The sequence below is a fragment of the Klebsiella sp. GG_Kp146 genome, from assembly GCF_040061975.1.
GTDB lineage: Bacteria > Pseudomonadota > Gammaproteobacteria > Enterobacterales > Enterobacteriaceae > Klebsiella > Klebsiella quasipneumoniae.
In genome coordinates this window covers 160,385-175,661 of the sequence record NZ_JBEAHA010000012.1, presented here as the reverse complement: position 1 = coordinate 175,661, position 15,277 = coordinate 160,385, and the positions used below count along the sequence as shown (strand labels likewise).

Genomic DNA, 15,277 nt, shown 5'->3' with positions numbered 1-15,277 from the left:
CGGGAGCATATCTCGCTGAGTTTACCGGCAATCGCCGCTGTATCGTCCCTGAGAGGGTAGCGCGGTATTTTTCCATTTTTTTACAACACCACATCCACAGGCAGTAATGAATTTATGACCCATCAGTTAAAATCTCGCGACATCATAGCGTTGGGCTTTATGACCTTCGCGTTGTTCGTTGGCGCAGGCAACATTATTTTCCCGCCGATGGTTGGCTTACAGGCGGGCGAGCACGTCTGGACGGCGGCGATCGGCTTCCTGATCACCGCGGTGGGTCTGCCGGTGCTGACGGTGGTGGCGCTGGCGAAAGTCGGCGGCGGCGTTGAAAGCCTGAGCACCCCGATTGGTAAAGTGGCTGGTATCCTGCTGGCGGTGGTGTGTTATCTCGCGGTGGGACCGCTGTTCGCGACCCCGCGCACCGCGACCGTCTCTTTTGAAGTCGGGATTGCGCCGCTGACCGGCGACGGCCCGCTGCCGCTGCTGATCTACAGCGTTATCTACTTCGCGCTGGTGATCCTGGTCTCGCTCTATCCGGGCAAACTGCTGGATACGGTGGGCAACTTCCTGGCGCCGCTGAAAATTATCGCCCTGATTGTGCTGGCGGTCGCCGCTATTGTCTGGCCGGCAGGCCCGATCAGCGACGCGCTGGAAGCGTATCGTACCGCGCCATTCTCCAATGGCTTCGTCAACGGCTACCTGACCATGGACACCCTTGGCGCGATGGTGTTCGGGATCGTGATTGTCAATGCCGCACGCTCCCGCGGCGTCAGCGAAGCGCGTCTGTTGACCCGCTACACCGTCTGGGCGGGCCTGATGGCAGGCGTCGGTCTGACCCTGCTGTATCTGGCGCTGTTCCGTCTGGGCTCTGATAGCGCCACCCTCGTGGACCAGTCCGCTAACGGCGCGGCGATCCTCCACGCCTACGTGCAGCATACCTTCGGCGGGGCGGGCAGCTTCCTGCTGGCGGCGCTGATCTTCATCGCCTGCCTGGTGACGGCGGTGGGCCTGACCTGCGCCTGCGCCGAATTCTTTGCCCAGTATCTGCCGTTCTCCTATCGCACGCTGGTCTTTATCCTCGGCCTGTTCTCGATGGCGGTCTCCAACCTCGGTCTGAGCCACCTGATTCAGGTGTCGATTCCGGTGCTGACCGCTATCTACCCGCCGTGTATCGCACTGGTTGTATTAAGCTTTACCCGCAGTTGGTGGCATAATTCGTCCCGTGTTATCGCGCCGGCCATGTTTATCAGTCTGATGTTTGGTATCATTGACGGGATTAAGTCATCGGCGTTTGCCGCTATCCTGCCGGCCTGGACCGCGCGTCTGCCGCTGGCGGAGCAGGGCCTGGCCTGGCTGATGCCGACCGCCGTGATGGCAATTCTCGCGGTGATCTGGGACCGTGCCGCCGGACGTCAGGTGACCTCCAGCGCGCACTAACCGGCGTTGAGGACAAGCGTTTAACCACGGGACTTCGGGTTCCGTGGTTTTTTATTTTTTGTGTTAAACGGCATTGAAAAACCACGATGGAAAGTAGTAACAAGCTTAAGCGCGGGCTAAGCACCCGGCACATTCGCTTTATGGCCCTGGGTTCCGCCATCGGCACCGGGCTTTTTTACGGTTCAGCCGACGCGATTAAAATGGCCGGACCCAGCGTACTGTTGGCCTACATTATCGGCGGCGTCGCGGCATATATCATTATGCGCGCGCTCGGTGAGATGTCGGTGCATAACCCTTCCGCCAGCTCATTCTCCCGCTATGCCCAGGAAAACCTCGGCGGACTGGCGGGGTATATCACCGGCTGGACCTACTGCTTTGAAATCCTGATTGTCGCCATCGCCGACGTCACCGCCTTCGGGATCTACATGGGCGTCTGGTTCCCAACGGTGCCGCACTGGATCTGGGTGCTCAGCGTGGTGCTGATCATCTGCGCCGTCAACCTGATGAGCGTCAAGGTGTTTGGCGAGCTGGAGTTCTGGTTCTCGTTCTTCAAAGTGGCCACTATCATCATCATGATCCTCGCCGGGTTCGGCATCATTATCTGGGGGATCGGCAACGGCGGCCAGCCGACGGGGATTCATAACCTGTGGAGCAACGGCGGCTTCTTCAGCAACGGTTGGCTGGGAATGGTGATGTCGCTGCAGATGGTGATGTTCGCCTACGGCGGTATCGAAATCATCGGCATTACCGCCGGCGAGGCGAAAGATCCGGAGAAATCCATTCCACGCGCCATCAACTCGGTGCCGATGCGCATTCTGGTGTTCTATGTCGGCACGCTGTTCGTCATTATGTCTATCTATCCGTGGAACCAGGTGGGTACCGACGGCAGCCCCTTTGTCCTGACCTTCCAGCATCTGGGCATTACCTTCGCGGCCAGCATTCTTAACTTCGTGGTCCTGACGGCCTCGCTGTCGGCGATTAACTCCGACGTGTTCGGCGTGGGCCGTATGCTGCACGGCATGGCCGAGCAGGGGAGCGCGCCGAAGGTGTTCGCCAAAACCTCGCGTCGCGGTATTCCGTGGGTGACGGTGATAGTGATGACCATTGCGCTGCTGTTTGCGGTATACCTCAATTACATCATGCCGGAAAACGTCTTCCTGGTGATCGCCTCGCTGGCCACCTTCGCCACCGTGTGGGTGTGGATTATGATCCTGCTGTCGCAGATTGCCTTCCGCCGCCGTCTGTCGCCGGAGGAGGTCAAGGCCCTGAAATTCAAAGTCCCCGGCGGGGTGGCGACCACGGTTATCGGCCTGGTGTTCCTGGCGTTTATTATCGCCCTGATCGGCTATCATCCGGACACCCGCATTTCGTTGTATGTCGGTATGGCGTGGATTGCGCTGCTGCTGCTGGGCTGGGTCTTTAAGACCCGTCGCGAGCGCCGCCTGGCGCAGGCTCAGTAATCGACATCGCCCCGGTCAGCATCGCGCGACCGGGGCGGCTTGCCGACCCGCGTCCTCCCCCGTTATCCTCCCCCAAAAAATCCTGTGACGATGAGTTCTGCGCCTGACGGCTATGGCAAGGTGTGCCCATTCTGCACAATGAGGATTCACGATGTTGAAGGCATGGCACCTTCCGGTTGCACCCTTTATCAAGGTGCAACAGGACCGACTGTTTATTACCCTGTGGTTAAGCGGTGAGTCGCTGCCGCAGCGGATCACGCTGCGCGCGGAAGAAGATAACGAAGAGCTGTCGCTGCCGATGCAGCGCCTCCGCCAGGCGCCGAGGCCGGGGGTGGTGGCATGGCGCGGCGAAATCTCTCTCGCCAGCGGTCAGCCGCGCCGCCGCTACAGCTTTAAGCTACTGTGGGCCGACCATCAGCGCTGGTTTACGCCGCAGGGCTTCAGCCGTTTCCCGCCGGCGAGGCTGGAGCAGTTCGCCGTCGACCTGCCGGACGCCGGCCCGCAGTGGGTGGCCGATCAGGTTTTCTATCAGATTTTCCCCGATCGCTTTGCCCGCAGCGCTGCGCGTGACGGCGAACAGGACGCGGTCTATTACCATCACGCGGCGGGACGGGAGATTGTGCGCAAGGCGTGGGACGAACCGCTTACCGGCGAGGCGGGCGGATCGACGTTCTACGGCGGCGATCTCGACGGCATCAGCGAAAAACTGCCGTACCTGAAGCAGCTCGGCGTGACCGCCCTGTATCTGAACCCGGTCTTTGCCGCCCCCAGCGTGCATAAATATGACACGGAGGATTATCGGCGCGTCGATCCGCAGTTTGGCGGCGACGCGGCGCTGCTCCGCTTGCGCCATAACACCCAGCGGGCGGGAATGCGCATGATCCTCGACGGCGTGTTCAACCATACCGGCGATTCCCATCCCTGGTTCGACCGTCACCAGCAGGGCAGCGGCGGCGCCGGCCATCATCCGGACTCCCCGTGGCGCGACTGGTTTACCTTCTCCGGGGAGGGGCAGGCGCACAACTGGCTGGGTTATGCCAGTCTGCCGAAGCTCGACTATCGGTCGACCAGCCTGGTCAACGAGATCTATGCCGGCGAGGACAGCATCGTACGCCACTGGCTGAAGGCGCCGTGGAGCATGGACGGCTGGCGTCTGGACGTGGTGCATATGCTCGGCGAAGGCGGCGGGGCGCGAAATAACCTGCGGCATATCGCCGGCATCACCCAGGCGGCGAAGCAAACGCAGCCGGAAGCCTTTGTCTTTGGCGAACATTTTGGCGACGCGCGCCAGTGGCTGCAGGCGGATGCCGAAGATTCGGCAATGAACTACCGCGGCTTCACCTTCCCGATCTGGGGATTCCTTGCCAATACCGATATCTCTTACGATCCGCAGAAGATAGACGCCCAGACCTGTATGGCGTGGATGGATAATTATCGCGCCGGGCTGTCGCATCAGCAGCAGCTACGGATGTTCAATCAGCTCGACAGCCATGATACAGCGCGTTTTAAATCTCTCCTTGGCAAAGACGTAGCGCGCCTGCCGCTGGCGGTGGTGTGGCTGTTCAGCTGGCCGGGGGTACCGTGCATCTACTACGGCGACGAGGTGGGCGTGGATGGCAATAACGATCCGTTCTGCCGTAAACCGTTCCCGTGGGATCCGGCGCTGCAGGATACCCAGCTGTTGGCGCTGTATCAGCGGATGGCGAAACTGCGTAAAGCCCAGCAGGCGCTGCGCTACGGCGGCTGCCAGGTGATTTACGCCGAGGATAACGTGGTGGTGTTTGTCCGCGTTTATAAACAGCAGCGGGTGCTGGTGGCGATTAACCGCGGCGAAGCCTGCGAGGTGGTTATCGAGGATTCGCCGCTGCTGGACGTGGGGGCCTGGACGCTGCAGGAAGGCGCCGGCGCCTTCCATGACGGGGTGCTGACCCTCCCGGCTATCTCCGCCTGCGTCTGGTCCGGCCGTTAACGATAGAGCTGGCTCAGCAGGTCGTCGCGGAGGAGCGCCTCCCGCCACCAGCGCTGAGCCAGCCCGTCATTCCCGCTGCGCCAGGCCATGTAGGTGATATCTTTTTCCCGCCAGCAGGCGACGCTTTTCTCCACCAGACAGCCTTTTTCCAGCCACGGGCGGGCGACATGACGCGGCAGAAAGCCGCAGCCCAGCCCGGCGCACAGCAGTTCGACTTTGCTGGCGAAATCATCGACGCCGATTTGCGGTTGTTCATCAAGCAGGTTGCTGTTCAGCGGATGGCAATAGCGGGCGCTGTCGCGGATCACTACCGCCCGGTGCTGGCTGAGCTGCTTATTGCTGAGCGGCGCTTCCGCGCCGGCCAGCGGGTGGGCCGGGGCGACCACGAAAATGTTATCCAGCGCGCCGAGGGTTTGCCATGACCACTCGGCGGAGGTAGGCGGCTCATTGATGGCGCCGAGGATAATATCCGCGCCATGGTGGGTCAGCTCTTCCCACGAACCGGCGAGGGTGTGATGACTGAAGTTCAGCCGCGTCTGCGGGTTTTGCGCGTAGAACTCGGCGATCAGCGGCAGCAGGGCTGAAAAGGGAAACGAGGCGTCGAGGGCGATCGCCAGCTCTCGCTCCCAGCCGGCGCTTAGCTGCTGGGCCTGCTTTTCCAGATCTCTGGCGGCGCTCAACAGCTGGCGTCCTTTCTCGAGCATCAATCGCCCGGTATCGGTAAACTTCGCCCGGTGACCGGAGCGATCCAATAAGACAATGTCCAGATCGTTCTCCAGCTTCTGGATCATATAGCTCAGCGCGGCGGGGGTTTTATACAGCGACTCCGCGGCGGTGGCGAAGGATCCGTGTCGGTCCAGCGCATCAAGGATCATCAGAACATCAAAGTTTACGCGCATCAGGGGTTTCCATTAATTTATTTTCCCTTGTTGTACCTAAGCGCAATAATCAATGCCAGTGAATAAATCAGAACAGTTTGACGTAAAAATTTGATGAAAGCTGGCGTGAGTCAATACTAACCGCTGACAAAATATAAATCACAAAAAAACTTTAATAACTTGTTAGAAATAACTGGCTATACTCACCATGCTTTATCAGTCAGGATCTACACGACGCATTAACCATCATGTCATCTTTTTAACTAATTGATTAAGAAGGTATTTAATGTCTATTCGTGAACTGCTCGATCCCACTAATTCCGCCCTTATCTTTATTGATCATCAACCACAAATGTCATTTGGCGTGGCGAATATCGATCGCCAGACCCTCAAAAATAACACCGTGGCGCTGGCCAAAGCCGGCAAAATTTTTAATGTACCGGTGATTTACACTTCCGTAGAGACCAAAAGCTTCAGCGGTTATATCTGGCCGGAATTATTGGCCGTGCATCCTGACGTCAAGCCGATTGAGCGTACTTCAATGAACTCCTGGGAAGACGATGCCTTCGTCGCGGCGGTGAAAGCGACCGGCCGTAAAAAGCTGGTGATCTCCGCTCTGTGGACCGAAGTCTGCCTGACGTTTCCGGCGCTGATGGCCCTGGAAGCGGGCTACGAAGTGTATGTGGTCACCGATACCTCCGGCGGTACTTCTGTCGACGCCCATGAGCGTTCTATTGACCGGATGGTGCAGGCGGGTGCGGTGCCGGTGACCTGGCAGCAGGTGTTGCTGGAGTACCAGCGCGACTGGTCGCGCAAAGCGACTTACGATGCGGTCATGGACCTGGTGCGCGAACACAGCGGCGCCTACGGGATGGGCGTGGATTACGCTTATACCATGGTGCACGGCGCGCCAGAGCGTAAAGCGTAACTCACTTCATCCTTCAAGCTGCCTCTTTGTTGGCTGCGTTTGTCCGCCCCGACGCAGCATGAATGATGTTGTGCAGAGCCATTTATCGCTAATGGCAGGAGCAATCCTGCCATTCCCCTGAAGCAAGGAACTCTTTATGGCGCAGCAAAAATCGGTGACCCTGGTCATCAGCCATCTGCTCGATCCGCAACACGGCCAGCGCTACGAAGAGTGGCTCGGCAAAATTATGCCCATCGCGGCTGAATTTCCCGGCCATCTCGGGGCAAATGTGATCCGGCCCGCCGCAGGGCAGAATCTGTGGAGCGTGATTATCCGCTTCGACACCCTGGAGCATCTCTACGCCTGGACGCAGTCGGAAACCCGTCGTCAGCTGGTGGCGGAGATTGCCCCGCTGCTGACGGAGGGCGATCGGACGGAGGTGCGGACCGAACCGGCCTTCTGGTTTACCCCGCCGGTGGCGAATGTGCGCCAGCCGCGGCGCTGGAAACAGTTTCTGATCACCCTGCTGGTGATTTTCCCCAGCACCAACCTGGTGCCGGCGGTGACCGGCATGCTGTTGCCGTCGCTTAAGGGGAGCCTGCTGCTGCACCTGATCAATGATGCCTGCGTGGTTGCGCTGGTGGTCTGGTTCTGGATGCCCATCGTGACCCGCCTGTTTGCTGGCTGGTTGAAGAAAAACTGAGTCAGCCTCCCCAAGGAGTGCGTTATGTCGCAAACTGCCACACTGATTCTGACCCACGGCCAGATTCATACCCTCGATCGCGCGAATCCGCTGGCGGAAGCCGTGGCCATCGCCGACGGAAAAATTGTTGCCACCGGAAGCCACGATCGGATCATGAGCTTTGCCGCCGAGGGGACGCAGATCGTCGATCTCAAAGGGCATACGGTGATCCCGGGCCTCAACGATTCTCACCTGCACCTGATCCGCGGTGGATTGAACTACAACCTTGAGCTCCGCTGGGAGGGGGTGCCCTCGCTGGCCGATGCGCTGCGAATGCTCAAGGAGCAGGCGGATCGCACACCCTCCCCGCAGTGGGTGCGGGTGGTCGGCGGCTGGAGCGAATTCCAGTTCGCCGAACGACGGATGCCGACCCTGGAAGAGCTAAACGACGCGGCGCCCGATACGCCGGTGTTTGTGCTGCATCTCTACGATCGCGCGCTGCTGAACCGCGCGGCGCTGAAAGCTGTGGGATATACCAAAGAGACGCCGGATCCGGCGGGCGGCGAGATCGTCCGCGATAGCCACGGCAACCCGACCGGGATGCTGATCGCCAAACCAAACGCCATGATCCTCTACGCCACCCTGGCCAAAGGGCCGAAGCTGCCGCTGGATCTGCAGGTGAACTCCACCCGCCAGTTTATGCGCGAGCTGAACCGGCTGGGGCTGACCAGCGCCATCGACGCCGGGGGCGGTTTCCAGAACTACCCGGAAGATTACGAAATTATCGAACAGCTGCATGCGAAAGAGCAAATGACCGTGCGCATCGCCTACAACCTGTTTACCCAGCGGCCGAAGCAGGAGCTGGAGGACTTCGAACGCTGGACCGACATGCTGAAGCCGGGGCAGGGGACCGACTTCTATCGCGCCAACGGCGCCGGCGAGATGCTGGTGTTTTCGGCGGCGGATTTTGAAGATTTCCTGCAGCCGCGGCCGGATCTGCCGCAAGGCATGGAGGATGAGCTGGAGCGGGTGGTGCGCCACCTGGTGGAACATCGCTGGCCGTTCCGCCTGCATGCCACCTACGACGAGTCCATCAGCCGGATGCTGGACGTGTTTGAGAAGGTGAACCGCGACATTCCGTTTAACGGCCTGCACTGGTTCTTCGACCATGCCGAGACCATTACCGAGCGCAACATTGAGCGGGTGAAGGCGCTGGGGGGCGGCATTGCGGTGCAGCACCGGATGGCTTTCCAGGGCGAATATTTTGTCGATCGCTACGGCAAAGAGGCGGTGAAACATACGCCGCCGGTGGCGAAAATGCTGGAGCTGGACGTACCGGTAGGGTTGGGGACCGATGCCACCCGCGTCGCCAGCTATAACCCGTGGACCGCGCTGTACTGGCTGGTATCCGGGCGCACCGTCGGCGGGATGGCGATGTATGACGACAACAACCGGCTGCCGCGCGATGTCGCGCTGGAGCTGTGGACGGCGGGCAGCGCCTGGTTCTCCAGCGAGCAGGGGAAAAAGGGCCGTCTGGCCGCCGGTCAGCTTGCCGATCTGGTGGTGCTGTCGAAGGACTATTTCAGCGTCGCGGAAGAGGAGATCAAAGGCATTGAGTCGGTGCTGACGGTGGTTGACGGCAAAGTGGTGTATGCCGCCGGTCACTTCTCGCCGCTGGCGCCGCCGCCGATTCCAGTGCTGCCGGAGTGGTCGCCGGTGGCGAAGGTCCCGGGCCATTACCGTTCCGCTCCGCCGGCGGCGGCTAAAATTGGCGCCATGGTACAGATGCACCAGTGCTGCGGTAGCTGCGGCGTTCACGGCCATCAGCATGATATCGCGCGGAAATCGTCGATCCCGGTCTCCGACGAGCAGGCCTTCTGGGGCGTGCTGGGCTGCTCCTGCTTTGCCTTCTGATGCCTGACGCCTCCGCCCCGGTAGCTCAGGGGCGGAGGTCTCAGCCACCTTTCACGCATCAATAGCGCTGCTGTGAGCCAAATAGCGCCATGCGGCGGGCAATCATCTCGCGTACCGGCTGCAGTCCCTGGGCGATCACTTTCCGCGGATCGTTCACATCGTGCCCGGTGTCGGCAGCGAAGATCGCCTTCACCTGCTGGCACCAGGCGTACATATTTTCGGTATTAACGTTAATCTTGGCGGTGCCGCAGGCAATCGCCCGGCGCATATCCTCATCGGCAATACCGGTGCCGCCATGCAGTACCAGCGGAACCTTCACCCGCTCGGCAATGGCTTTCATCTCGCTAAATCCCAGCCTGGCTTTGCCTTTATACAGGCCATGGGTGGAGCCCAGCGCGGCGGCGAGGCAGTCCACCTGGGTTTCTGTCACTAGGGTGTAGCACTCCTGCGGATCGGCATAGATGACTTCGGAATTGACAATGCCGTCTTCGCTACCAGCGATAGTCCCCAGTTCGGCCTCCACGGAGATACCTTTGCTGTGCGCCAGCGTCACCAGGTGGCGGGTAATGGCCAGGTTTTCCCTGAACGGCAGATGCGAGCCATCAAACATAATGGAACTGAAGCCGGCGGCGATCGCCGCTTCGCAGGCCTCCCGGGTGGTGCCATGATCCAGATGCAGCGCCACCGGAACATCAATATGTAAATACTCCATGGCGTTAACCACGATGTCATGAATACATTTTAACCCGAGCATATGCTTAACCGTGCCGCCGGACACGCCCAAAATAACCGGTGAGCGGCACTGCTGGGCGGTGCTTAATACGGCGCCAACCCATTCCAGATTATTAATGTTGAACTGACCGACGGCGTAGCCGTCCCTCAGGGCATGCTGAAGCATGTCCTTCATCGACACTAACATATTCACCTCTTGATATTTATTAAATACAGTTATTCTTCAAAATATTGCTTTAAGTTTCTCTCGTAGCTATTTAACGAGTGGTGGACGACCGCCAGGTCCGGCATAGATTCCCGTACCCCTTTTTTCTCAATAGAAATGGCGGCGGTGAGGCTGGCAAATAAAATAATATTATCTATGTGCCATGAGTAGTGGACGCCATAGGTGAAGGCGCCGTGAAATACATCCCCGGCTCCGGTGGTATCCACGGCATTGCACAGCCAGGAAGGAACGATCTGCAGCATACCGCTTTTTAAAAAAGCGCAGCCTTTTTCGCCAAGGGTAATAAATGCCTCGCCGCGGCAAATTTTATTCAGCTCAATCAGCGCCGCTTTAATTTCTGCTTCGGTGCTCAGAGAGCGATAGCTCATATAGTCGCGGGCAAAATGTTCGCTCACCACAAAATAGTCGGTCCAGGCCGCCAGTTTAATATTGCTGGCACGCAGTGACCCGCCGTCCATCACGACTCTGGCGTTGGGTAGTTTCTTAATTAAATATTCACTGATTTCCGCCTCATGGCCGTCAATTAAAATAGTGACTGGCTCCTCGGCGGCAATCAGTCGCTCGGCGAGGTCGTCCAGTTTGAGCTTTTGATCGTAGGTCAGGGAAGGCGGTGTTTGCATCTTGCGGGTAATAATCGTCCGCGAACCCGTTAAGCGATTGACGAGCACCGAGGCCAGCGGGGTGATCATGTCATCGGAGAAAACCACCTGGCTGGTATCCACGCCCGCTTCGGCAAACTCATCGATAATGCGCTGACCGTAAAGATCCTGATGCAGATGGCCGATGTAATAGACCTCCTCCCCCCATAATCCCAGCAGCCAGGCCGCATTGGCCGCCGGGCCGCCGCCGCTTTCGATAAAATCATGACAAAAGTTTTTAGTATTCTCCTGGGGCCATTCATTGAGAAAGAAAAACTGATCGAAACAAGCAAATCCAATGGACAAAATAGCCATAACCACTCCTGATTATTTGTCAGCGGCGGGAAGCTTGACCGTCCCGCCGGGAAAAATGACCTCGCTTATTCATTTTTCTGCTTGGCGATAAGCTCCTCATAGCTGAGCGTGTTGCCCACCACTCGTACCTGACGGAAGCAGAAAGGCGCCAGCAGCGCGACGAGCAGCGCCAGACAAATCAGGTAGATAGTGACCTGGCCAAACTGGGTAAACGCGTTACCGATAATGATGCCCCACACCGCGAAGTCGAAATCGGCGAAGGTGCTGTTTTCAAACCCGAGGTTGCCGAGCGCCGGCAGCAGCATCGCCGGCAGGAAGGCCAGGAAGATCCCGCCGATAAAGGCGGCGATGATACAACCGCGCTTACCGCCCAGCTTGTCGGCAAAGACCCCGGAGGTACCGCCGCAGAAGAAGTGCGGCACCATGCCGGGAATAATCAGCGCCATGCCCAGTCCGCCGAGCATGAGCATCCCGACCAGCCCGCCCACAAAGGAGCTGATGAATCCCACCACCACTGCGGTGGGGCTAAAGGTGAAGAACACCGCGCAGTCAACGGCCGGGATGGAGTCCGGGATCAGTTTCTGGCTGATGCCCTGGAATGCCGGCACCAGATCGCCCAGGATCAAGCGCACGCCGTTGTAGACAATGGCTACGCCAACGGCGAACTGCAGACCGGTCAGCACGGAGAAGATCAGCATGTTCTGGTCGGTGATGGTGCTCAGGTACGCCGACCCGGCGACAGCGCTGCAGACAAAGTAGATGACAAACATCACGATACCGGTGGTGACGGTGGTATCGCGCAGAAAACCCCATTTCTCTGAGATTTCGGTATCGGCGAAGGAGTTTGCCGGATTACCGGTCCGGCTGGCGATCCACGCCGAGAGGTAGTAGCCCAGTGAGCCGAAATGGCCCATGGCGATCCCGCCGTCCTCGGTCACCTGCCTGGTGTAACGCTGGCCAATGGCGGGGGAGATGGCCGACCATGAGCCCAGCAGGAATCCGCCGATCAGGATCAACATCCAGCCCTGGAACTCCGCCGCCTGCAGGACGGCGGAGAACAGGCAGGCGAGAAAGAATGAGTGATGACCGGTGAGAAAGATATATTTATATTTTGTGCAGCGGGCAATGATCAGATTGAAAATAAAGCCCAACAGCAAAATACTCATGGTTTCCACGCCCAGCATCTTCTGGGCGACGGAGACAATGGCTTCATTGTTCGGAATAACGCCGCGGATATTAAATCCCGCTTCGATAATGCCGCCCAACGGGTTGAGATTGGCAACGATAACGCCTGCGCCAGCGCTCAACATCAAATAGCCTAAAATCGGCTTTAATGTGCCGGTAAGGAGTTTGTTGCCGGGGGAGCGCAGCGCCACTAAGCCAACGAAGGCGATAAGCCCCATTAAAAAAGCGGGTTGACTGAATATTTCCGTTAAGAAACTAAGAATAGCCTGCATGGTCGTTCCCTCTATGCTGATTAAGAGTGAGTCGCAGCAATTTTCATCAGCGCGTCGGTAATATCCTCGGCGATTTTTGCTTTATGGACATAGCTGCGAATAATGGCGACATGACAGTGGGCCGGAAATTGATTTGCCAGTTCTTTGATCGTGACATAAAGGTCGGCTTTTTCCCCGACGGCGTTAGCAAAATCGACCGAGGCGACGTCCGCTTTGATACCTAATTCTTCACAGATCTTCTTCACATTATTCGCAGCCATCAATGAACTGCCAATACCGTTACCACAAACCGTTCTGATAACTAACATAATGACTACTCCATTTGTTTTTGGATGAAATGTAAGACTGAATTCACGTCAGTTTCCTGCTGAAGAAAGGTCACGATATCTGACTCGATCAGCGAGGCTATCAGTTGGATCATTTTGATATGACTGTCAGCATCGGCGCCGGCGATGGCGATGACGACGGTAACCGGATCGAACTCATCGTGGCCGAAGGTCACTGGCGTGGCGGTGGTGACAAGCGAAAATCCGGTCTGCAATGCCCCTTTTTCCGGGCGGGCGTGCGGCATGGCAATCCCGTCATCTATCACGATGGCGGCGCCAAAATCTTCGTATACCGTCAGCATCTTGCTGACATATTCGGCGCTGCAAATCTGACGCCTGGCGAGTAATGAACCCGCCAGTTCGATGGCCTCTTCCGCATGGGAAATATTCTGCTTCAGGGCGATTAACGTCGGGTCAAAAATAATATCCATTCTCTTCTCCTGAACGTATTCCTGTTCCTGAGTAAAATCATGACCAAATACATTGATAAAAATGATGGATGAGATCACATCCGCGGTTTTAAATATTGATGGCGATCACATCGACGGCAAAGTGCCGGCAGAAAACCATATAAATAATTTATATTATTTTCAGTGGGTTACGGAGTGGTCGAGATTTGGCGCTGAAATTTGACAGAGAAAAAATGAGAGGAAGAGCGAAATTTTTCGGCAGAAGTGTATTCCTGGTCACAAATATCGCCGGGTCATTTTCCTAAATTTTGACGTCGCTAACAAAAAAGGCCCGCCTGAGCGAGCCTTTTATAAAAACGTGTGCCGATTACAGGCTGGAGACGTTTTCGGTCAGGTATTTTGCAACGCCTTCCGGAGAGGCAGCCATACCTTCTTTTCCTTTTTCCCACTGCGCCGGGCAAACTTCGCCGTGCTCTTCGTGGAACTGCAGCGCGTCAACCATGCGCAGCATTTCGTCGATGTTACGGCCCAGCGGCAGGTCGTTAACCACCTGGTGGCGAACCACGCCGTTAGCGTCGATCAGGAAGGAACCGCGCAGGGCAACGCCTTCGTCCGGATGCTCGATACCGTAAGCTTTCTGGATTTCACGTTTGATGTCAGCAACCATCGCGTATTTAACCGGGCCGATGCCGCCCTGGTCTACCGGGGTGTTACGCCATGCGTTGTGCACGAACTCGGAGTCGAAGGAAACGCCAACGACTTCTACGCCGCGTTTCTGGAATTCTTCGTAACGTTTGTCGAACGCGATCAGCTCAGACGGGCAAACGAAGGTGAAGTCCATTGGCCAGAAGAACAGAACGGTAGGTTTACCGTTGGTGTGCTGTTTGAAATTGAATTTCTCAACGATCTCACCATTACCCAGCACAGCGGCTGCAGTAAAATCCGGCGCTTGACGAGTGACCAGAACCATTTGATTCTCCTGTAATTACTAAGGTTATTTAAAACGCAACGCCGGCAAGTATAGAGCCTGTCCGCCAATAACACAAAGAGGCACCGACAATCGTTCAGCCAGCTTTTACCTATCAATGTCGCAGCGATTACAGCTGTTTGTTTTTCGCCTGACGCATCATCTGCGGATAAAAGCGCCAGAACTGCCCCTCCAGCCGGTCGTAATGGGTATCCAGATCCTGCCAGGAGTCGCGCAGCGCCTCGAGACGCGGGCGGCGGCTGGCCATGCCGTTGAGCACGCGCTGAATAAAATCCATCTCCTGATAGCGCTCCAGCCAGCGCTCCGACCAGAGATATTGGTTGAGATTGACGAAGCGGGGCGGCGAGTCGGGCAGGATGGGGACGATCTGCCGCTCGGCGTAGCGCACGAACTCCTCCAGCGGCAGGTCAGGGGAGAGCTGCGCCCAGTGCTGCGACAGGAAATGATCCCACATGACGTCGAGGGTGATCGGGGCGACGCGGCGGGTCTGCGGGCGAAACCACTCCCGCGCCTCTTTGACTTCCGCCAGGTTGTCAGTCAGCACGTCAATCCGCCGATGCATATAGATGCCGTCAACAATCTCCGCCGGATAGTCGCCCTGCGGGTTGCCGCGCACAAAGTCGGCCATCAGATTGCCGGGCAGCGAACTGTCGGCGAGATGGGCCAGGTGCAGGTGGGCGAGAAAATTCATAGTGACGACATCCTTCAAATACTTTCTGGCGGGCAGAGTGAGCGGTGTAGCGCTGCGCGTCGCCCTGAACGGCAGCCCCGGTGCCCGGATGGCGTGCTGTCTGGCCGCGCGGGGCCCTCTGCCACCGATGATGCATTCGGCTGCCGCATGGCGGCATTCGGAATGATTTGGAATATAGATTATGTCATTCATCCGGAGGGGTAAAGGTTGCAGGCAGACCGCCCCGGCACTAGACTACCCGCCTCTTTAT

The 15,277-nt window shown here is 57.8% G+C and carries 15 protein-coding genes and 1 pseudogene; 8 read left to right on the top strand and 8 right to left on the bottom strand.

Going from position 1 to position 15,277, the window contains the following annotated elements:
• Positions 1–114 precede the first annotated feature (114 nt).
• The 3 genes from brnQ to malZ all read left to right on the top strand — a co-directional run bounded on the left by brnQ (position 115) and on the right by malZ (position 4,863).
• Positions 115–1,434, top strand: coding sequence for a branched-chain amino acid transporter carrier protein BrnQ (gene brnQ, locus ABLU95_RS14190; protein WP_023288582.1), 1,320 nt, complete (start codon positions 115–117; stop codon positions 1,432–1,434).
• An 86-nt stretch (positions 1,435–1,520) separates the two neighbouring features.
• A complete protein-coding gene (gene proY, locus ABLU95_RS14185; protein ID WP_348879805.1) occupies positions 1,521–2,894 on the top strand; it encodes a proline-specific permease ProY in 1,374 nt (457 codons plus the stop codon).
• Between the two features lie 151 nt (positions 2,895–3,045).
• Positions 3,046–4,863 carry a maltodextrin glucosidase gene (gene malZ, locus ABLU95_RS14180; protein WP_348879804.1) on the top strand — a complete coding sequence of 606 codons (1,818 nt, stop codon included), beginning with the start codon at positions 3,046–3,048 and terminating at the stop codon, positions 4,861–4,863.
• Here malZ and ABLU95_RS14175 read toward each other — a convergent pair.
• Positions 4,860–5,762: a LysR substrate-binding domain-containing protein gene (locus ABLU95_RS14175; RefSeq protein ID WP_348879803.1), complete on the bottom strand. Its 903-nt coding sequence runs from the start codon at positions 5,760–5,762 to the stop codon at positions 4,860–4,862. The genes malZ and ABLU95_RS14175 overlap by 4 nt on opposite strands.
• Before the next feature lie 265 nt (positions 5,763–6,027).
• On the opposite strand from ABLU95_RS14175, the gene ABLU95_RS14170 reads away from it, so the two are divergent.
• From ABLU95_RS14170 to ABLU95_RS14160, 3 genes are all read left to right on the top strand, one after another.
• Positions 6,028–6,669, top strand: a complete 642-nt coding sequence (locus ABLU95_RS14170) for a hydrolase (protein ID WP_002890357.1) — start codon at positions 6,028–6,030, stop codon at positions 6,667–6,669.
• 136 nt (positions 6,670–6,805) lie between these two features.
• Positions 6,806–7,351, top strand: coding sequence for an antibiotic biosynthesis monooxygenase (locus ABLU95_RS14165; protein ID WP_023288586.1), 546 nt, complete (start codon positions 6,806–6,808; stop codon positions 7,349–7,351).
• Positions 7,352–7,375: 24 nt separating this feature from the next.
• Positions 7,376–9,244, top strand: a complete 1,869-nt coding sequence (locus tag ABLU95_RS14160) for an amidohydrolase (RefSeq protein ID WP_317590543.1) — start codon at positions 7,376–7,378, stop codon at positions 9,242–9,244.
• Positions 9,245–9,302: 58 nt separating this feature from the next.
• Here ABLU95_RS14160 and fba read toward each other — a convergent pair whose 3' ends face one another.
• The 5 genes from fba to ABLU95_RS14135 all read right to left on the bottom strand — a co-directional run bounded on the left by fba (position 9,303) and on the right by ABLU95_RS14135 (position 13,369).
• On the bottom strand, positions 9,303–10,157 hold the full coding sequence (fba, locus tag ABLU95_RS14155) for a class II fructose-1,6-bisphosphate aldolase (protein WP_072199152.1): 855 nt from the start codon (positions 10,155–10,157) through the stop codon (positions 9,303–9,305).
• A 35-nt stretch (positions 10,158–10,192) separates the two neighbouring features.
• Entirely contained in the window at positions 10,193–11,155 is a 963-nt protein-coding gene (locus tag ABLU95_RS14150; protein ID WP_032453579.1) for a PfkB family carbohydrate kinase, read from the bottom strand.
• Positions 11,156–11,220: 65 nt separating this feature from the next.
• Positions 11,221–12,612: a PTS ascorbate transporter subunit IIC gene (locus ABLU95_RS14145; RefSeq protein ID WP_032453580.1), complete on the bottom strand. Its 1,392-nt coding sequence runs from the start codon at positions 12,610–12,612 to the stop codon at positions 11,221–11,223.
• Positions 12,613–12,632: 20 nt separating this feature from the next.
• Positions 12,633–12,920 (bottom strand): PTS sugar transporter subunit IIB, encoded by a 288-nt coding sequence (locus ABLU95_RS14140; protein WP_017898931.1) that lies wholly within the window; start codon positions 12,918–12,920, stop codon positions 12,633–12,635.
• 5 nt (positions 12,921–12,925) lie between these two features.
• Complete coding sequence (locus tag ABLU95_RS14135; protein ID WP_277475340.1) at positions 12,926–13,369, bottom strand: PTS sugar transporter subunit IIA; 444 nt, start codon at positions 13,367–13,369, stop codon at positions 12,926–12,928.
• Positions 13,370–13,424: 55 nt separating this feature from the next.
• Between ABLU95_RS14135 and ABLU95_RS14130 the strand changes: the two genes are divergently transcribed.
• Positions 13,425–13,571: a hypothetical protein gene (locus ABLU95_RS14130; RefSeq protein WP_277475387.1), complete on the top strand. Its 147-nt coding sequence runs from the start codon at positions 13,425–13,427 to the stop codon at positions 13,569–13,571.
• A 144-nt stretch (positions 13,572–13,715) separates the two neighbouring features.
• Here ABLU95_RS14130 and ABLU95_RS14125 read toward each other — a convergent pair whose 3' ends face one another.
• Positions 13,716–14,318 (bottom strand): peroxiredoxin, encoded by a 603-nt coding sequence (locus ABLU95_RS14125; protein WP_004178733.1) that lies wholly within the window; start codon positions 14,316–14,318, stop codon positions 13,716–13,718.
• Between the two features lie 127 nt (positions 14,319–14,445).
• On the bottom strand, positions 14,446–15,027 hold the full coding sequence (gene acpH / locus ABLU95_RS14120; RefSeq protein ID WP_023288592.1) for an ACP phosphodiesterase: 582 nt from the start codon (positions 15,025–15,027) through the stop codon (positions 14,446–14,448).
• 88 nt (positions 15,028–15,115) lie between these two features.
• Between acpH and ABLU95_RS14115 the strand changes: the two are divergent.
• A pseudogene (locus tag ABLU95_RS14115) lies at positions 15,116–15,231 on the top strand (hypothetical protein).
• Positions 15,232–15,277: the final 46 nt, after the last annotated feature.